This window comes from Cedecea sp. AS113, from assembly GCF_037152415.1.
GTDB lineage: Bacteria > Pseudomonadota > Gammaproteobacteria > Enterobacterales > Enterobacteriaceae > Cedecea.
In genome coordinates this window covers 396,427-415,623 of record NZ_JBBCMI010000001.1, presented here as the reverse complement: position 1 = coordinate 415,623, position 19,197 = coordinate 396,427, and the positions used below count along the sequence as shown (strand labels likewise).

11 protein-coding genes are annotated in these 19,197 nt (G+C 53.6%); 7 read left to right on the top strand and 4 right to left on the bottom strand.

Annotation, left to right across the window (positions count from 1 at the left end; genetic code table 11):
• Positions 1 to 27: 27 nt before the first annotated feature.
• Positions 28 to 2,313 (bottom strand): class 1a ribonucleoside-diphosphate reductase subunit alpha, encoded by a 2,286-nt coding sequence (gene nrdA, locus WFN87_RS01950; protein WP_336981688.1) that lies wholly within the window; start codon positions 2,311 to 2,313, stop codon positions 28 to 30.
• A gap of 355 nt (positions 2,314 to 2,668) precedes the next feature.
• Positions 2,669 to 3,388 (bottom strand): bifunctional 2-polyprenyl-6-hydroxyphenol methylase/3-demethylubiquinol 3-O-methyltransferase UbiG, encoded by a 720-nt coding sequence (ubiG, locus tag WFN87_RS01945; protein WP_336981686.1) that lies wholly within the window; start codon positions 3,386 to 3,388, stop codon positions 2,669 to 2,671.
• A gap of 160 nt (positions 3,389 to 3,548) precedes the next feature.
• Between ubiG and gyrA the strand changes: the two genes are divergently transcribed.
• Both gyrA and rcsC read left to right on the top strand, forming a co-directional pair.
• Positions 3,549 to 6,185 (top strand): DNA topoisomerase (ATP-hydrolyzing) subunit A, encoded by a 2,637-nt coding sequence (gene gyrA, locus WFN87_RS01940; RefSeq protein ID WP_336981683.1) that lies wholly within the window; start codon positions 3,549 to 3,551, stop codon positions 6,183 to 6,185.
• Positions 6,186 to 6,309: 124 nt separating this feature from the next.
• Positions 6,310 to 9,165 carry a two-component system sensor histidine kinase RcsC gene (gene rcsC, locus WFN87_RS01935; protein WP_008459848.1) on the top strand — a complete coding sequence of 952 codons (2,856 nt, stop codon included), beginning with the start codon at positions 6,310 to 6,312 and terminating at the stop codon, positions 9,163 to 9,165.
• Between the two features lie 64 nt (positions 9,166 to 9,229).
• Here the strand turns inward: rcsC and rcsB are convergent, their stop codons facing one another.
• A complete protein-coding gene (rcsB, locus tag WFN87_RS01930) occupies positions 9,230 to 9,880 on the bottom strand; it encodes a response regulator transcription factor RcsB (protein ID WP_008459849.1) in 651 nt (216 codons plus the stop codon).
• 16 nt (positions 9,881 to 9,896) lie between these two features.
• Positions 9,897 to 12,560 (bottom strand): phosphotransferase RcsD, encoded by a 2,664-nt coding sequence (gene rcsD, locus WFN87_RS01925; RefSeq protein WP_336981681.1) that lies wholly within the window; start codon positions 12,558 to 12,560, stop codon positions 9,897 to 9,899.
• A gap of 837 nt (positions 12,561 to 13,397) precedes the next feature.
• On the opposite strand from rcsD, the gene WFN87_RS01920 reads away from it, so the two are divergent.
• The 5 genes from WFN87_RS01920 to WFN87_RS01900 all read left to right on the top strand — a co-directional run bounded on the left by WFN87_RS01920 (position 13,398) and on the right by WFN87_RS01900 (position 19,187).
• Complete coding sequence (locus tag WFN87_RS01920) at positions 13,398 to 14,492, top strand: porin OmpC (protein WP_213712754.1); 1,095 nt, start codon at positions 13,398 to 13,400, stop codon at positions 14,490 to 14,492.
• Positions 14,493 to 14,622: 130 nt separating this feature from the next.
• Positions 14,623 to 15,669, top strand: coding sequence for an FAD:protein FMN transferase ApbE (gene apbE, locus WFN87_RS01915; RefSeq protein WP_336981679.1), 1,047 nt, complete (start codon positions 14,623 to 14,625; stop codon positions 15,667 to 15,669).
• A 76-nt stretch (positions 15,670 to 15,745) separates the two neighbouring features.
• A complete protein-coding gene (ada, locus tag WFN87_RS01910) occupies positions 15,746 to 16,816 on the top strand; it encodes a bifunctional DNA-binding transcriptional regulator/O6-methylguanine-DNA methyltransferase Ada (RefSeq protein WP_034809645.1) in 1,071 nt (356 codons plus the stop codon).
• Positions 16,816 to 17,457, top strand: a complete 642-nt coding sequence (alkB, locus tag WFN87_RS01905; protein ID WP_336981677.1) for a DNA oxidative demethylase AlkB — start codon at positions 16,816 to 16,818, stop codon at positions 17,455 to 17,457. The genes ada and alkB overlap by 1 nt, the downstream gene beginning before the upstream one ends.
• Positions 17,458 to 17,540: 83 nt before the next feature.
• Entirely contained in the window at positions 17,541 to 19,187 is a 1,647-nt protein-coding gene (locus tag WFN87_RS01900; RefSeq protein WP_166991002.1) for a multidrug ABC transporter permease/ATP-binding protein, read from the top strand.
• The last annotated feature ends 10 nt before the right edge of the window (positions 19,188 to 19,197 follow it).

Here is a 19,197-nt window from a genome sequence, read left to right as displayed (position 1 = left end):
AATCCCCTCGTAAGAGGGGATTAAGCGTTAAATCTTACATGCGCCGCTTTCGCAGCCATCGTCCTGGATGGAAGGCGCCAGGTCATCCTGAGAGTCTTCCGCGCCGTCACGGGTGTTTTGATAGTACAGGGTCTTCACGCCGAATTTATAGGCGGTGAGCAGATCCTTCAGCAGCTGCTGCATCGGCACTTTGCCTGATGGGAAGCGCGTTGGGTCGTAGTTGGTGTTGGCAGAGATCGACTGGTCGATAAACTTCTGCATCAGGCCAACCAGCTGCAGATAGCCATCGTTGCTCGGCATTTCCCACAGCAGCTCGTAGTTGTTTTTCAGCGCTTCATAATCCGGCACAACCTGGCGCAGGATCCCGTCTTTCGACGCTTTAATGCTGATGTGGCCGCGCGGTGGCTCGATGCCGTTGGTGGCGTTGGAGATCTGCGATGAGGTCTCAGACGGCATCAGGGCAGAAAGCGTGGAGTTGCGCAGGCCGTGAGTTTGGATGGACTCACGCAGGCCTTCCCAGTCCAGATGCAGCGGTTCGTTGCTGATAGCATCCAGGTCTTTCTTGTAGGTGTCGATTGGCAGAATGCCTTTTGCGTAGGTGGTTTCGTTGAACCACGGGCAGGCACCTTGCTCTTTCGCCAGTTCGTTTGACGCTTTCAGCAGGTAGTACTGAATGGCTTCGAAAGTCTTGTGCGTCAGGTTGTTTGCGCTGCCGTCGGAGTAACGCACGCCGTGCTTCGCCAGATAATAGGCAAAGTTAATCACGCCGATACCCAGGGTACGACGACCCATTGCGCCGCGTTTTGCCGCCAGAATTGGGTAATCCTGGTAGTCGAGCAGAGCGTCCAGTGCGCGCACAGCCAGCACAGCCATCTCTTCCAGATCGTCCAGGCTTTCAATCACGCCAAGGTTGAACGCAGACAGCGTACACAGGGCGATTTCGCCGTTTTCGTCGTTGACGTCGTCCAGCGGTTTGGTCGGCAGGGCGATTTCCAGGCACAGGTTGGACTGGCGCACCGGGGCAATCGTCGGGTCGAACGGGCTGTGGGTGTTGCAGTGGTCAACGTTCTGGATGTAGATACGGCCGGTGGAGGCGCGTTCCTGCATCATCAGGGAGAACAGTTCCACCGCTTTCACGCGCTGTTTACGGATGCTGTCGTCTTTCTCGTATTTGGTGTACAGGCGCTCAAACTCGTCCTGATCGGCGAAGAAAGCGTCATACAGTCCCGGCACGTCAGACGGGCTGAACAGGGTGATCTCTTCGCCCTTCAGCAGGCGGGTATACATCAGCTTGTTGATCTGTACGCCGTAGTCCATGTGGCGCACGCGGTTACCTTCCACGCCACGGTTGTTTTTTAGCACCAGCAGGCTTTCCACTTCCAGATGCCACATCGGGTAGAACAGCGTTGCAGCCCCGCCGCGCACGCCGCCCTGGGAGCAGGACTTCACTGCCGTCTGGAAGTGCTTATAGAAAGGGATACAGCCGGTGTGGAACGCTTCACCGCCGCGAATCGGGCTTCCCAGCGCACGAATGCGGCCGGCGTTGATGCCGATACCTGCGCGCTGGGAAACGTATTTCACGATCGCACTGGAGGTAGCGTTGATGGAATCCAGGCTGTCGCCGCACTCGATCAGTACGCAGGAGCTGAACTGACGGGTCGGGGTGCGCACGCCAGACATGATTGGCGTAGGCAGGGAAATCTTGAAGGTGGAAACCGCGTCGTAGAAACGTTTCACGTAGCTGAGGCGGGTTTCACGCGGGTAGCCGGAGAACAGGCAGGCGGCGACCAGAATATAGAGGAACTGCGCGCTTTCGTAGATCTCACCGGAAACGCGGTTCTGCACGAGATATTTGCCTTCGAGCTGCTTCACTGCCGCGTAAGAGAAGTTCATGTCACGCCAGTGATCGATGAAATCGTTCATCTGCTCGAACTCTTCTTCCGTGTAGTCTTCCAGCAGGTGACGATCGTATTTACCCATCTCAACCATTTTCACAACCTGATCGTAAAGCTTCGGCGGCTCAAACTGACCGTAGGCTTTTTTACGCAGGTGGAAAATTGCCAGGCGAGCGGCGAGATACTGATAATCCGGTGCGTCACGGGAGATCAGGTCAGCTGCGGCCTTGATGATGGTTTCATGAATGTCAGAGGTCTTGATGCCGTCGTAAAACTGGATATGGGAACGCAGTTCAACCTGGGAAACGGAGACGTTGTTCAGACCCTCAGCGGCCCAGTCGAGTACCCGATGAATTTTATCCAGATTGATGCGCTCTTTGCTGCCATCGCGTTTTGTAACCAGCAGACTCTGATTCATGTGAGTTTTACCTGTCCGTGAGATGAGTTTTCCCCTGATTTATACACATCCGCCAGCCTGTGACTAACTCTGTGGATAAATACTATATATAGGGGGTGGGTGACAAAATGGTCACTAGATGGTGAGTATTCTAGTAAGGAATCCGTTCAGTACAAGTATTGATTTCGTCAATAAAATGAGGTTCGGCGGAGCGCTTTTTTCGTAAGTCCACGTCACATAAGGCTTGAGGGAATTGTCAATGGGATGCAAAAAAAATGAAAATTTTGATCGGGTGCTGATTTCTTAAACTTCATCGATAATTGCGCAACGGTTCTGGCGCAATTATCGATAATCAATCCTTATACGATATGCCGATTTATGCTTCAGTATGCAGCATATAATTAACATCTACCCCTGGGCCCAGCTTGAATACGTTGGTGATCGGGTTGAAATGTAATCCGGTCATATGGCGCTCGCGCAGCGGGGTTTCATCCACCCAGCGTAAGAGTTCGGCGGGCTTGATAAACTTTTTAACATCGTGCGTGCCTTTCGGCACCATGCGCATCACATACTCAGCGCCGACGACGGCCATCAGCCAGGCTTTGCCGTTGCGGTTAATGGTAGAGAAGAAGACGTGGCCGCCGGGTTTGACTAAACGCGCGCAGGCGTGAACCACCGATTGTGGGTCAGGCACGTGCTCCAGCATTTCCATACAGGTTACGACGTCGTACTGCCCGGTGTGTTTGCTCGCGTGTTCTTCGACCGTCTCCTGGACATAGTCCACCTTAACGCCGCTTTCCAGTGCGTGAAGGCGGGCCACCTGCAGCGGTTCAAACCCCATATCCAGGCCGGTGACGTTGGCACCTTCACGAGCCATGCTTTCCGCCAGAATACCGCCGCCGCAGCCAACGTCGAGCACGGTTTTACCGAACAGCCCACCGGCGCGCTGGTTGATATAGCCCAAACGCAGCGGGTTGATGCGGTGCAGCGGCTTAAATTCACCTTCCAGATCCCACCAGCGGGAAGCGACAGCTTCAAATTTGGCGATTTCCTCGTGGTCGACGTTCTGCGCAACCGGTTGGTTTTCAGCATTCATTACAGCGGTGACTCCTTGCAGATGTTAAGGCTGGCAGTATATCAGGCTAACGGCGTGAATAAAGCGCCGACAATTGCGTTGAGGTTTCCCCACACAGGGCCGGATGTGTTATAATTTGCGACCTTTGAATCCGGGAAAACAGTAGAGGGATAGCGGTTACATGAGCGACCTTGCCAGAGAAATTACGCCGGTCAACATTGAGGAAGAGCTAAAGAGCTCGTATCTGGATTATGCGATGTCGGTTATTGTCGGCCGCGCACTGCCAGATGTCCGCGATGGACTTAAGCCGGTACACCGTCGCGTGCTTTACGCGATGAACGTATTGGGCAATGACTGGAACAAAGCATACAAAAAATCCGCCCGTGTTGTTGGTGACGTTATCGGTAAATATCACCCTCATGGTGATACCGCGGTTTATGACACCATCGTCCGTATGGCACAGCCATTTTCCCTGCGTTACATGCTGGTCGACGGCCAGGGTAACTTCGGTTCCGTAGACGGCGACTCCGCCGCGGCGATGCGTTATACGGAAATCCGTATGTCGAAAATCGCCCACGAGCTGATGGCAGACCTGGAAAAAGAGACGGTTGATTTCGTCGATAACTACGACGGCACCGAAAAAATTCCAGACGTCATGCCAACCAAAATTCCTAACCTGCTGGTAAACGGTTCATCCGGTATCGCAGTCGGGATGGCGACGAACATTCCGCCGCACAACATTACCGAAGTGATCAACGGCTGCCTCGCCTATATTGAAGACGAGAACATCAGCGTTGAAGGGCTGATGGAACACATTCCAGGCCCGGATTTCCCGACTGCCGCTATCATTAACGGCCGCCGCGGTATTGAAGAAGCGTATCGCACCGGCCGCGGTAAAATTTATATTCGCGCCCGTGCTGAAGTAGAAGCGGACGCGAAGACCGGCCGCGAGACCATCATCGTTCACGAAATTCCGTATCAGGTGAACAAAGCTCGCCTGATCGAGAAAATCGCCGAGCTGGTGAAAGACAAACGCGTGGAAGGCATCAGCGCCCTGCGCGATGAGTCTGATAAAGACGGTATGCGTATTGTTATTGAGATTAAACGCGACGCCGTGGGCGAAGTGGTGCTCAATAACCTGTATTCCCAGACTCAGCTGCAGGTTTCCTTCGGTATCAACATGGTGGCATTGCACCATGGTCAGCCGAAGATCATGACCCTGAAAGAGATCCTGTCTGCGTTCGTGCGCCACCGCCGCGAAGTGGTGACCCGTCGTACCATCTTCGAACTGCGCAAAGCCCGCGATCGCGCGCATATCCTTGAAGGGTTGGCTATCGCCCTGGCGAATATCGACCCGATCATTGAACTTATCCGTAACTCGCCAAATGCTGCCGAAGCGAAAGCGGGCCTGGTAGCCCGTTCCTGGGACCTGGGCAACGTTTCTGCAATGCTTGAGCGTGCGGGTGATGATGCCGCACGTCCTGAGTGGCTGGAGCCAGAGTTTGGCATCCGCGACGGTAAATATTTCCTCACCGAGCAGCAGGCTCAGGCGATTCTGGATCTGCGTCTGCAGAAACTGACCGGCCTTGAGCACGAAAAACTGCTCGACGAGTATAAAGAGCTGCTGGAGCAGATCGCTGAATTACTGCACATCCTGGGCAGCGCAGAGCGCCTGATGGAAGTGATTCGCGAAGAGCTGGAAGCGATGCGCGATCAGTTCGGCGACAACCGTCGCACCGAGATCACCGCCAACACCGCAGATATCAACATTGAAGATCTGATCAACCAGGAAGATGTGGTGGTCACCCTGTCTCACCAGGGCTATGTGAAGTATCAGCCGCTGACCGATTATGAAGCGCAGCGCCGCGGTGGCAAAGGCAAGTCGGCCGCCCGTATTAAAGAAGAAGACTTCATTGACCGCCTGCTGGTGGCCAACACCCACGACACGATCCTGCTGTTCTCCAGCCGTGGTCGCCTGTACTGGATGAAGGTTTATCAGCTGCCGGAAGCGAGCCGTGGCGCGCGTGGCCGTCCAATTGTGAACCTGCTGCCGCTTGAGCAGGACGAGCGTATTACTGCGATTCTGCCGGTGCGCGAGTACGCAGAAGGCATCAACGTGTTCATGGCGACCGCAAGCGGTACCGTGAAGAAAACTGCGCTGACCGACTTCAGCCGTCCGCGTTCAGCGGGCATCATCGCCGTTAACCTTAACGAGGGTGACGAGCTGATTGGCGTTGATTTAACTAACGGTAGCGACGAAGCCATGCTGTTCTCGGCGGCAGGTAAAGTGGTGCGCTTCAAAGAAGACGCCGTTCGTACCATGGGCCGTACCGCAACGGGCGTTCGCGGGATCAAGCTTGCCGGTGACGACAAAGTGGTGTCTCTGATCATTCCTCGCGGTGACGGCGCGATTCTGACCGTTACCCAGAATGGTTACGGTAAACGCACCGCGGCGGCCGAGTATCCAACCAAGTCTCGTGCAACGCAGGGCGTTATCTCTATCAAAGTCACCGAACGTAACGGCAGCGTCGTTGGGGCGGTGCAGGTGGAGGATACCGACCAGATCATGATGATCACCGATGCCGGTACGCTGGTGCGTACCCGCGTGTCTGAAGTCAGCGTGGTCGGGCGTAACACCCAGGGCGTTATTCTCATCCGTACTGCGGAAGACGAAAGCGTTGTGGGCCTGCAGCGCGTCGCCGAACCTGTGGATGACGAAGAGCTGGACAGCATCGACGGTAGCGTGGCGGAAGGGGACGATGATATCGCGCCTGAAGCGGATACCGATGATGATGTTGCCGATGAAGCGGACGAATAATCCAGAATAGTCGTAAATAAAGGGTCGCTTTGGCGGCCCTTTTTGTTTGCCGTTGCGGGACAAAGGTTTTGCGGCTACCTTAAGCGCATCTCCGTTCACTCGCTCGCGTACTTTCAGGCCCAATTTGAAATACTTCGTCTCTTTTCGCAGCACCCTTAAAATTTCGCGCTACCTGTTCAGGGCGCTGGCGCTTCTGCTCTGGCTGCTTATCGCGCTGTTTTCCGTGTTTTACATCGTCAACGCGCTGCACGATAAAGAGTCGGAGATTCGCCAGGAGTTTAACATCAGCTTTGACCAGGCCCAGCGCTACATCCAGCGCACTTCGGACGTGGTGAAAGAGCTGAAGTACATTGCTGAAAACCGTCTCACGGCGCCCAATGGCGTGCTTCCTCCGCTCGATCAAAGCGCGGATAAAACCGAGGCGCCAACGTTTATGCCGCTTTTCCCGGACTCTGACTGTTCGGCAGTGAGCGTGACCTGGCGAAGCTCGCTGCAGTCTCTCTCCTGGTTCCTGCGCTACTGGCGCGATAACTTCTCCGCGGCGTACGACCTCAACCGGGTGTTCCTGATTGGCGGCGATAATCTCTGCATGGCAGATTTTGGGCTGCGTGATATGCCGCTGGAACGGGAAAACGCGCTGAAAACGCTGCATGAACGCATCATGAAGTATCGTACCGCGCCGCAGGATGAACGGGCGAACAGCATTTACTGGATTGGGCAGGGGCCGCGCCCCGGCATTGGCTATTTCTACACGCTGACGCCGGTCTATCTGGCGAACCGCCTCCAGGCGCTGCTGGGGATTGAGCAAACGGTGCGTATGGAGAATTTCCTGACGCCGGGCACGCTGCCTATTGGCGTCACTATCCTGGATGAAAACGGGCACCCGCTGATATCGCTGACCGGCCCGGAATCGCGCATTGAACCGGAAAGTCGCTGGATTCAGGATCGCTCCTGGTTCGGCTATACCTCTGGCTTTAAGGCGCTGGTACTAAAGAAAAACCTGCCGCCGTCCTCGCTGAGCGTGATTTACTCTGTGCCTGTCGATTTGGTGCTGGAAAGCATCAGAATGCTTATCCTCAATGCGGTTTTACTCAACGTCCTGGTAGGCATTGTGCTGTTTACCCTGGCGCGAATGTATGAGCGCCGGATATTTATTCCGGCCGAGAGCGATGCCCAGCGGCTGGAGGAGCACGAGCAGTTCAACCGGAAGATCGTCGCGTCTGCACCCGTGGGTATCTGTATTTTGCGCACCCAGGACGGCACTAATATTCTGAGTAACGAACTGGCGCACAATTACCTCAATATGCTGACGCACGAGGACAGGCAGCGGCTGACGCAGATTATTTGTGGCCAGCAGGTCAACTTTGTCGATGTCATGACCAGCAACCACACCAATCTGCAGATCAGCTTTGTGCATTCGCGCTACCGCAATGAGAACGTGGCAATTTGCGTGTTGGTTGACGTCAGTGCCCGCGTGAAGATGGAGGAGTCCCTGCAGGAAATGGCTCAGGCCTCGGAGCAGGCGAGCCAGTCTAAATCTATGTTCCTCGCCACTGTCAGCCATGAACTGCGTACGCCGCTGTACGGCATCATAGGTAACCTGGATCTCCTGCAGACCAAAGAGCTGCCGAAGGGCGTGGACAGGCTGGTCACGGCGATGAACAACTCATCCAGCCTGCTGCTGAAAATCATCAGCGACATTCTCGACTTCTCGAAAATCGAGTCAGAGCAGTTGAAAATTGAGCCGCGTGAGTTTTCTCCGCGCGAGGTGATGAGCCACATTACCGCCAACTATCTGCCGCTGGTGGTTCGCAAGCAGCTGGGGCTGTACTGCTTTATCGACGATGATGTACCGCTCACGCTGCAGGGTGACCCTATGCGCTTGCAGCAGGTTATCTCCAACTTACTGAGTAATGCGATTAAGTTCACCGATATTGGCTGTATTATCCTGCATGTTTCTATCAACGGCGATTACCTGAGCTTCCGGGTGCGCGACACCGGGGTAGGGATCCCGACCAAAGAAGTGACCCGGCTTTTTGACCCGTTCTTCCAGGTGGGGACCGGCGTGCAGCGTAATTTCCAGGGAACCGGGCTGGGGCTGGCGATTTGCGAAAAGCTAATCAGCATGATGGATGGCGATATTTCGGTGGATACCGAGTCGGGAATGGGCAGCCAGTTTACGGTGCGTATCCCGCTGTATAAAGCGCAGTTTGCGCCGAAGAATAATGTTGAAGGGCTGGCGGACAAGCGCTGCTGGCTGGCTATTCGCAATGATTATCTCAGTAGCTACCTGGAATCTTTGCTGATCAAAAACGGGCTACAGGCGCAGTCCTGGTCGGGTGAAACGCCGGGCAGCGACGATATTCTGATTACCGATGATAATCTGGTGGCGCCGTGGGGCGGCCGGGCGGCAATTGTCTTCTGCCGCCGCCATATCGGTATTCCCGTTGAATTTGAACCTGGCCGTTGGGTGCACAGCGTCGCAGCACCGCACGAGTTGCTGCCGCTGCTGGGGAGGATTTACAGCATTACTGTGGATGTGCCTGGCAGTTCTCCGGCGCTGACGGCGGCCAGTGAGATAAGCGAGCGAAACGATGACATGATGATCCTGGTGGTGGATGACCATCCGATCAACCGTCGCTTGCTGGCCGATCAGCTCGGATCGCTCGGCTATCAGTGCAAAACGGCGAATGACGGGATTGATGCGCTGAACGTGCTCAGCAAAAATCATATCGATATCGTACTCAGTGACGTCAACATGCCGAACATGGACGGCTATCGCCTGACGCAACGCATTCGCCAACTGGGGCTGACGCTGCCGGTCATCGGCGTGACGGCAAACGCGCTGGCGGAAGAGAAGCAGCGCTGTCTGGAATCCGGTATGGACAGCTGCTTGTCTAAACCGGTCACGCTGGATGTGATTAAACAGACGCTGGCGGTTTATGCTGCCCGAGTGCGAAGTACACGCGATGCCTCGTAAACTAAGCTCATAAAAAAGCCCCGCATTTTCATGCGGGGCTTTTTCTTGGTGGCCGTGGCGGAGATTACTCTTTGTCCGCCGGCGTCAGGCTCACTGAGGAAAGGTAATTCAGCAGGGCAATGTCGTTCTCGACGCCCAGCTTCATCATCGCTGATTTCTTTTGGCTACTGATAGTTTTGATGCTGCGGTTCAGCTTACGGGCTATCTCGGTCACCAGGAAACCTTCGGCGAACAGGCGCAGAACTTCGCTTTCTTTCGGCGACAGGCGCTTATCGCCGTAGCCACCTGCGCTGATTTTTTCCAGCAGGCGGGAAACGCTCTCAGGGGTGAATTTCTTGCCTTTCTGCAACGCGGCGAGCGCTTTTGGCAGATCGGTTGGCGCACCCTGTTTCAGCACAATCCCCTCAATGTCGAGATCCAACACCGCGCTGAGGATTGCCGGGTTGTTGTTCATGGTTAGCACGATGATCGACAGGTTAGGGAAGTGGCGCTTGATGTATTTGATCAGTGTGATGCCATCGCCATATTTATCGCCTGGCATGGACAGATCGGTTATCAGTACGTTGGCTTCAAGCTTTGGTAAATTATTGATCAGTGCCGTGGAGTCTTCGAATTCACCGACAACATTCACCCATTCGATCTGCTCAAGAGATTTGCGAATGCCGAACAGAACAATCGGATGGTCGTCAGCAATAATTACGTTCATGTTGTTCATGTAATAGGCTACCTTGCTACAGCAGACTTTTGACGTAAGCATCAATGTCGCTGATATATTTTTGTATGTTTGAAGCATCACTTTCACGAATGTGGTGCTCCAACGTTTCACATAACTGTTTGCCGGGCACCAGATTCAGCATCGCAAACACGCCCTTCAGGCGGTGCGCAGTCTGCGCCAGAGCGGCAAAGTCGCCCGCTGCAGATTCAGTATACAGTCTGGTGACATCTTCCGGTACCGTGTCGACAAACAGCGCGTAATAACCGCTGGCGTGCAGCTGAGCGTTTTCGTCGCCGCCCAGAGGCGAATCGGGTGTGTCTTCCTCCGCCAGTTGGTTTTCAATCAGCTGCAGAACGGCGTCCTGCATCGCATTGCTGATATTAAAGTTTACCCGGAACTGGCCAGGTGCAATCTTCCGCATCCCGTTTTCATCATCGCTTAAAAGCAAGCCCGAAGCAGTAAGATTAGACGGATTATCAGTGAGGAAGATATCAAAGTCTTGACTCGCGAGTCTTTCGTCCGGGGAAATGCAGTTCGCGCCCCAGTTTTCCAGCATGCGGGTCACAATCGTTCGGACCTCGTTGGAGGTGATATCCAGCATCGCCACAACGTCATCCAGCAGTCTCTCATCCCGCGAATCTGCCTGTGATTCTGCGGCCATCCTGATATGTAAATTATAGCGTGTGCCGATGTCCGGGCGCGTTTTGATGTTCAGATGCCCGCCGAGCTTACGAGCAAGGCGATCGCAAAGGTAGAAAGCCAGCCCGTTGGCCTGCCCATAGCGGTCTTCGCTGGTTTCGTTGAGGAACGGGAAGTGCAGGTTATCAATTTCACCGCCGCCGATACCGTTACCGGTATCCAGGACGCGGAACAAGAGGCGATCTGGCCCGGCTTCTTCCTCGCTAATATCAAGCGTGATCTTGCCAATCTGCGTAGTGGTCACGGAATAGTGCAGCAGCAGCTCAAGGATTTTGCGCAGCACGTCTTTGTCGCCGTGGCGTTTTTCATCGGCCGGGAGGTTATTGTTGATGAGCAGCTGCAGCCCTTTACGCTTGATAATCGGCAGCATCGACAGGGCAACTTCATCAATCAGGGACTGAATAGAAAACTCGCTGACGCTGGTTTTCCAGCTGTCGGCTTCCAGCATGTTGAGGAGCTGGATCTCGTCGACCAGACGGACAATGACCTGGGCATCATTTGCCAGCTGCAGATGTTTGCTGTCGTTAATTTCTGCGGCATGTTCCGCCAGTTGCTTAACCGGAAGCTGCAGGGCTTCGCCGATATGCTGCATGAAGGCGGCCCGGCCCTGCTGGTTTTTCTCATACAGACGCTGGGCCTGTTTGAGTTTTTTGTTCACCAGAATTTCGCGATCCTGATCGCGGATCACAAAAATCTGCGTGCGCGGGGCTATCTGGCTGCGGAACTGGCGAATCTCATACAGCTCGTTGTTGACCGTGGCCTGAATGACCCCCTGATGCTGGTCCGCCATCGAAATAATATTTTGCAAATTCAGGTGGGGGAGCAGGTGATCGGCAATTTTATTGCTGATCACGGTACGGTTCGTGTCGAGGTCGTGAACCAGCAGGCCAAGGGGCAGGATCGCGACGATCTCTTCATTTAGCGCACGCAGTATTTGCAGCTCGCCATTCCCCGAATTGCTTTCCGCCTGCCGCTGAGGCTGCTGGCGGAAGGTTGCAAAGCCAAAAACGGCCAGACCGAGCAGCGCGATGTTCAGCAACAGCGGCAGAAGAATATTTTGCAGCGTGTCCATCATCAGCGTCCCAAACGGAACTTGCCACACCAGCTGGAGCTGCGTCGTCGCTACCGGAGCCGTAATTTCAATTCGTGCACTATTAAAGTTAATGCTGACGCTGTCCGGATCGTCTTTATCCGTTGAAGTTGTCGCGGCTGTCCGCTGGCGTTCGTCAGGATCCAACTGGAAGCTGTCCAGGGACATAGTAGGCGGGATAAGATCGTTAATCGGCAGATCGAATGCGACCACGGTTGCCAGATGCCCAGGCTGGTTAAAGGTGGTTCTCAGCGTGAAATAATGGCCGTTTTGCCAGTTAAGTTTGCGCAGAGGCGAGAAGCTTTCCCGCTCATCGAGGGCATTAGCCTGCTGCAGCATCTCCGCGCGGCGTGAATCCACGATGGTGCCGACGCCGGAGTCTTTGAAACCAGATGACAGGTCCTTGAGCGGCAGCGTTGAGACCAGAATCATGCTGTTGTCCTGGCCGTTAAGGTAGTACATCGACCAGGGGCTGCTTTCCGCTCCCCACAGCGTGTCCAGGTAGCCGGATATTCGCTGCGTCATTTCCAGCGTGGAGCTGTCATGGGAGCCAAAAATCAGCGCCTCGGTTTTGCTTCGCGGTTTATCGAGGTAATAGACGTCCTGACGCAGCCGGGTTTCCTGGAGATTTTCGCCAGAGGCTGTCGGGGCTGTCGCGATGTTGTCGTAGATTTGCCATGTGGCGTAGCGGTAAGTTTCTACACGCTTATGCAGAGCATGGGTGATATCGACAATCTGGTAGCTTTTGTCCTTTAGCCAGGCATTAACGGCGCTTTGCACTAGGACGCCCATCGAGACGAGCAGAACGACGATCAGCAGCAAAAAGAAGCGGGTAATGTTGCCGGGGAACAGTGAAAACTTATTTAGCGGCGTATTTTCAGACTGGCTCATTGTATGTATGCAACCCGGCGAAGCCTCGCCAATCCTGGATGATAGGTAGCCCAACTGCTTGAGTGAGCCGTTTCGCCTTAGCGGTTTAGCGCTTGCAGATGCTAAGAATACCTTTATATGGCGGTGTCGTCAGCAATCTGACGCAGTATAAGGTGTTCTCTGTTTTTTTTCAGGTGACTGATTATTAGGAAAAATCCTTAAATAATAATTTACCTTAAGTCTTGTTGGTAATTTGTACAGCTGGGCGAGATTTGTACAAATATTTTCTGAGGGTATGTTGGGCGTGGGAAATAGAATTGTTTAAGAAAAATCCGCATTCTGTATGAAATATGGAGAAAAAAAGCAGGCTGATTAATTAACAGACGTTACAAATTGCATAGCTAGCACACAGATATTAAATTTGTGTAAAGATGAGTAAAAAAAAACCGGATGCAAGCATCCGGTATTAATAGGGGTAAACGGACATTCAGATTCGAATGACGGTAATAAATAAAGTTAATGATGATAGCGATAATGATTCTATCGCCTAAGTTAATAAAAAAATTATCATTGAGTGCTACTTTTTTATTTTAGATGTAACCTATTGATTTAATTGTGCTGTTATTATTTTTTGATTATTAATGCTTATATTTTTAGCTATTCGTGCTAAAAAAAGTTCCCTCTAATTTACATTTTGATACATCTATATTGATAAATGAAACATCTATATAGTTTTCGTATCATATTCTCGTTGGATTATTCAGTATTTGTTTTGGACAATGAATTTGCCGACTGATTAGAGGGTTAATCAGTAAGCAGTGGTAAATAAAATAAGGCATATAACAGAGGGTTAATAAGATGAAAGTTAAAGCACTGTCCCTTCTGGTACCGGCTCTGCTGGTAGCAGGCGCTGCAAATGCAGCCGAAATTTACAACAAAGACGGCAATAAATTAGACCTGTACGGTAAAGTTGATGGTCTGCACTATTTCTCCAACGATAAAGGTAATGACGGCGACAAAACCTACGTTCGTTTTGGCTTCAAGGGCGAAACTCAGATCAACGACCAGCTGACCGGTTACGGCCAGTGGGAATACAACGTTCAGGCGAACAACACTGAAAACTCCAGCAACCAATCCTGGACTCGTCTGGGCTTTGCTGGTCTGAAGTTCGGTGATGCGGGTTCTTTCGACTACGGTCGTAACTACGGCGTTGTTTACGATGTCACTTCCTGGACTGACGTTCTGCCAGAATTTGGTGGCGATACTTACGGTGCAGATAACTTCCTGCAGTCTCGTGCTAACGGCGTGGCAACCTACCGTAACACTGACTTCTTCGGTCTGGTTGATGGCCTGAACTTTGCTCTGCAGTACCAGGGTAAAAACGGTAGCCAGTCTGGCGAAGCTAAATCCGAAGGCGGTCGTGGTATTGTAAACCAAAACGGTGACGGCTTCGGCGGCTCCCTGACCTATGCACTGGGCGAAGGCTTCAGCGTTGGTTCTGCAATTTCCAGCTCTAAACGTACCGCAGATCAGAACGCTGCCGGCGTGCTGGGTCACGGTGATGATGCAACCACCTACACCGGTGGTCTGAAATACGACGCGAACAACATCTATCTGGCAACACAGTACACTCAGAGCTATAACGCTACTGCTATCAACAAATCTGGCTTTGCAAACAAAGCACAGAACTTTGAAGTGGTTGCTCAGTACCAGTTCGATTTCGGCCTGCGTCCATCCATCGCTTACCTGCAGTCTAAAGGTAAAAACATCGAAGGTTACGGCAGCCAGGATATCCTGAAATACGTTGATGTGGGCGCGACTTACTACTTCAACAAAAACATGTCTACCTACGTTGACTACAAAATCAACCTGCTGGACAAAAATGCCTTCACTCAGGCAACCGGCATCGGTACCGATGACGTTGTGGGTGTAGGCCTGGTTTACCAGTTCTAATTTAGCTCAAGCTAACAAAGGCGCCGCAAGGCGCCTTTTTTATGTCTCAAACCTCAATGGCTCGCTGCTTGCCCCCTCTCCTGGCTGTTTTTGCTGTACCCTTACGCTCCCGAAACTGGAGACTGACACCATGGATTTACGCATTATTCGTTACGGCTGGCTTGCCGTCGCTCTTTTCGCTCTCTCAGGCTGCGATAACGCTCAGCCTGACGCCACAAAGGCCATGGTGCTTGAGGGGAAAACCATGGGAACTTACTGGCGCGTGAGCCTGGCGGACGTTGATGATGCACAGAAAGCCTCACTGCAGAAAAAAATTCAGGATCAGCTGGATGCCGACGATCGGCTGATGTCGACCTGGAAAAAAGACTCGGCGCTTTCCCTTTTTAACCAGTCCGCCAGCACTGAGCCGTATCCGGTGAGTGAGGCGATGAGTGATATTGTCACGATGTCGCTGCGCATCGGTGCGAAAACCTATGGGGCGATGGACATTACAGTCGGGCCTTTGGTCAATCTGTGGGGCTTCGGGCCCGATAAACAGCCGCTGCACACGCCGAATCAGGCACAAATCGATGCCGCCAAAGCCTTAACTGGTTTGCAGCATCTGAAGGTGGTGAATGCTGCCGGTAAGCAATGGCTGCAAAAAGATCTTCCCGGCCTGTATGTCGATCTGTCGACCATCGGGGAGGGTTACGCTGCCGACCATCTGGCCCGCCTGATGGAGCAAAATGGCATTAGCCGCTATCTTGTTTCTGTCGGAGGCGCGGTCACCACCCGCGGCACTAATCCGGCGGGAAAAGCCTGGCGGGTGGCTATTCAGAAACCGACCGATCGGGAGAATGCCGTGCAGGCAATGGTGGATATCAACGGCCACGGGATCAGTACCTCAGGCAGTTACCGCAACTATTACGAGCTGGACGGTAAGCGTATTTCCCACATCATTAACCCACAGACCGGGCGGCCTATTGAACATAAATTAGTTTCCGCTACCGTCATTGCACCAACGGCGATGGAAGCAGATGGCTGGGACACGGGGTTGATGGTCTTAGGGGAAGAAAAAGCCAAACAGGTTGCGGAGAAAGAAGGCCTGGCCGTTTATCTTATCAGCAAAGAAGGGGACGGATTCCGGAGCTGGATGTCGCCTCAGTTCAAAACCTTCTTGCTTGACGAAAAAAATTAAAAAGCAAGAACCCGAGTTTTTCATCCGGCCTGTGCTGCCATGATGGTATCGTTAAATTAAGCATGAGGTCGCGATGATGAAGCAGACAAACGGGTATATTACAGAGCAGCAGCGCTGGCAGGCGGTGGAACAGCGCGACACGCAGGCCGACGGGCAATTCGTTTTTGCCGTCAAAACCACCGGTATTTTCTGCCGGCCTTCCTGCAGCGCTCGCCGTCCGCTACGTGAAAATACCGCTTTCTACGCCACACCCGAAGCGGCGCTAGAAGCCGGGTTTCGCGCCTGCAAGCGCTGTCAGCCGGATAAGCTTGCCCCTGAGCGCCAGCGAGTGGCGCGCATTGAAGAAGCTTGCCGGATTATTGAATCCAGCGAAGTGCCGCTGACCCTGGATGAGCTAGCCGGGCGGGTCGCCATGAGCAGCTTTCATTTCCACCGCCTCTTTAAAAGCGTCACGGGCCTGACGCCAAACGCATGGCAAAAAGCGCATCGCGCTCGTCGTTTACGTGCTGGCCTGGCACAAGGGAAAGGGGTGACAAACGCCATTTTTGATGCGGGTTTTCAGTCAGGGAGCGCGTATTACCATCAGGCGGATGCTGCGTTGGGCATGACGGCAAGCCAGTATCGTAAAGGTGGTGCCCGTGCTCATGTCCAATTTGTAGTTGGCACCTGCCAACTGGGGGAATTCCTGGTGGCGGAAAGCGAGCGCGGTATTTGTGCAATCCTGTTGGGTGAGAACGCCGAAACGCTTATCGGTGAGCTGGAAACTGAATTTCCTTCGTCACAACTTACTCCGGGCGATGAGGCATTCGCTTCACGCGTGGCACAGGTCATTGGTTTTATCGAATCGCCTACGGCTGAGTTTTCGCTGCCGCTGGACATTCGCGGGACGGCATTTCAGCAACAGGTATGGCAGGCGTTACGATCCGTTCCGCCAGGAACTACCGTTAGCTATAGCGAACTGGCGGAACGTATCGGTAAACCTGCTGCCGTACGGGCGGTGGCCGGAGCCTGCGCGGCTAATACGCTTGCAGTCGCCATTCCCTGCCACAGGGTGATCCGCAGCGACGGTGGTTTGTCCGGCTATCGCTGGGGCGTGGAGCGCAAGCGTCAGCTGCTGGAAAACGAAACGAGAAGGCAGAAAGAATAATGCTGGATTTGTTTGCTGATGAATCTCCGTGGGAAGAGCCGCTTGCCGAGGGCGCGACAATTCTGCGGCGCTTTGCCCGGGAAGAGGCCGCCGCGCTGCTGGCCGGTGTTGGGCAGGTTTCTCAGCAGGCGCCTTTCCGCCATATGGTGACGCCTGGCGGCTACACCATGTCGGTGGCTATGACCAACTGCGGCGCATTAGGCTGGAGCACCAATCAGAATGGTTACCTCTATTCGCCACAGGATCCGCTGACCGGGCAGGGCTGGCCATTGATTCCGGAAGTATTTCTGTCCATTTGCCACCGAGCCTCGCTCGCGGCGGGTTATCTGGATTTTGAACCCGATGCCTGCCTGATCAACCGCTATGCCGCAGGCACCAAACTCTCTCTTCATCAGGATAAAGACGAGCCTAATTTGCGCCAGCCCATTGTTTCGGTTTCGCTTGGCTTGCCTGCCATATTTCAGTTTGGTGGCCTGCAGCGCGGAGGCCCTTTGCAACGTATCATGCTGGAGCATGGTGACGTTGTGGTATGGGGGGGCGCATCAAGGCTTTTTTATCACGGTATTCTGCCGCTCAAACCCGGTTTTCATCCTCTCACCGACCAATTCCGCTACAACCTGACCTTTCGTCGTGCTTCGTAAGGCGAATAAAAATAAGAATTATTCTTGATGTGGGCGGCGAGCCGTTTAAACTGCTCGCTGTTTTATTTTGCCGGTAGGGAATTATGGAGCTACTTCGTGTGGTTTATCGCCAGTATCGCTGGCCTTTTGTAATGGTCATGGCGTTAAGCCTGGCCAGTGCGGCGCTAGGCATTGGCCTGATTGCGTTCATTAACCAGCGTCTGATTGAGACACCCGATCTTACCTTCGCGGTTCTGCCAGAGTTCATGGGATTACTCTTGTTGCTGATGGCCGTGACGCTGGGTTCGCAGCTGGCGTTAACCACCCTTGGACACCATTTTGTTTTTCGTCTGCGTAGCGAGTTTATCAAGCGCCTGATGGACACCGACGTAGAGCGCGTCGAGCAGTTGGGCAGTGCTGCGCTGTTGGCGGGGCTAACCAGCGACGTGCGCAACATTACGATTGCCTTTGTTCGCCTGCCGGAACTGGTACAAGGCATTATTCTGGCTATCGGTTCCGCAGCTTACCTTGCCTGGCTGTCACCTAAAATGCTGGGCGTGACCACCGTATGGCTGGTTATCACCATTGTGGGCGGTTATCTGCTGGTGGCGCGGGTATACAAACACATGGCCCAGCTTCGTGAAATTGAAGACCAGCTTTATCACGATTATCAAACCGTTATCGAAGGGCGTAAGGAACTGGCCCTGAACCGCGAACGTGCGGAGCGGATGTACGAAGACACCTACACGCCTCACGCTGCCGATTATCGAAACAATATTATCCGCGCAGATACCTACCACCTTAGCGCCGTGAACTGGTCCAACATTATGATGCTGGGTGCGATTGGGCTGGTGTTTTATATGGCTAATAGCCTGGGCTGGTCCGACACCAACGTAGCGGCAACCTTTTCTTTAACGTTGCTATTTTTGCGTACGCCACTCCTTTCCGCCGTCGGGGCGTTACCGACGCTGCTGAGCGCCCAGGTTGCCTTCAATAAGCTGAATAAGTTCCAGCTCGCCCCGTACGATGCTGCGTTCCCCCGTTCGAAGGCCGCCGGGAACTGGCAGCAGATTGAAATGCGCGATGTGGTGTTTCAATACGGGGATAATAGCTTTAGCGTTGGCCCGCTGAACCTCACTATCAAGCGCGGGGAACTGCTGTTTCTGATTGGCGGTAACGGCAGCGGAAAATCGACCCTGGCGATGTTGCTGACAGGACTTTATCAGCCGGTCAGCGGGGCGATTTATCTTGATGGCCAGCGCGTTGAGGCCCGGACGCAGGATGACTACCGTCGGCTATTCTCAGCGGTATTCACCGACGTTTGGCTGTTTGACCGCCTTCTGGGGGCACAGGGTAAACCGGCTAATTCTGAGCTGGTAAACAGCTGGCTCGAGCGGCTGAAAATGAGCAGTAAGCTAGAGCTGGACAACGGCACCATTCTCAACCTCAAGCTTTCGAAAGGGCAGCGCAAGCGCGTGGCGCTGCTGCTGGCGATAGCGGAAGAGCGAGATATCATCCTGCTCGACGAATGGGCCGCAGACCAGGATCCTCATTTCCGGCGTGAATTCTACCAGGTATTGCTGCCGTTAATGCAGCAAATGGGGAAAACGGTCTTTGCCATCAGCCATGACGATCACTACTTTATTCACGCTGACCGGCTTCTGGAAATGCGCCAGGGCCAACTCAGCGAGCTGACCGGCGACGAGCGGGCACAAGCTTCACGCGATGCCGTGGCAAGAACGGGTCATTGAGTCAGCGCCA

Excerpts from the sequence above, each read along its gene's own strand:
- nrdA (WP_336981688.1), bottom strand. The coding sequence starts at position 2,313 with ATGAATCAGAGTCTGCTGGTTACAAAACGCGATGGCAGCAAAGAGCGC.
- ubiG (WP_336981686.1), bottom strand. The coding sequence starts at position 3,388 with ATGAATGCTGAAAACCAACCGGTTGCGCAGAACGTCGACCACGAGGAA.
- gyrA (WP_336981683.1), top strand. The coding sequence starts at position 3,549 with ATGAGCGACCTTGCCAGAGAAATTACGCCGGTCAACATTGAGGAAGAG.
- rcsB (WP_008459849.1), bottom strand. The coding sequence starts at position 9,880 with ATGAACAACATGAACGTAATTATTGCTGACGACCATCCGATTGTTCTG.
- rcsD (WP_336981681.1), bottom strand. The coding sequence starts at position 12,560 with ATGAGCCAGTCTGAAAATACGCCGCTAAATAAGTTTTCACTGTTCCCC.
- WFN87_RS01920 (WP_213712754.1), top strand. The coding sequence starts at position 13,398 with ATGAAAGTTAAAGCACTGTCCCTTCTGGTACCGGCTCTGCTGGTAGCA.
- apbE (WP_336981679.1), top strand. The coding sequence starts at position 14,623 with ATGGATTTACGCATTATTCGTTACGGCTGGCTTGCCGTCGCTCTTTTC.
- ada (WP_034809645.1), top strand. The coding sequence starts at position 15,746 with ATGAAGCAGACAAACGGGTATATTACAGAGCAGCAGCGCTGGCAGGCG.
- alkB (WP_336981677.1), top strand. The coding sequence starts at position 16,816 with ATGCTGGATTTGTTTGCTGATGAATCTCCGTGGGAAGAGCCGCTTGCC.
- WFN87_RS01900 (WP_166991002.1), top strand. The coding sequence starts at position 17,541 with ATGGAGCTACTTCGTGTGGTTTATCGCCAGTATCGCTGGCCTTTTGTA.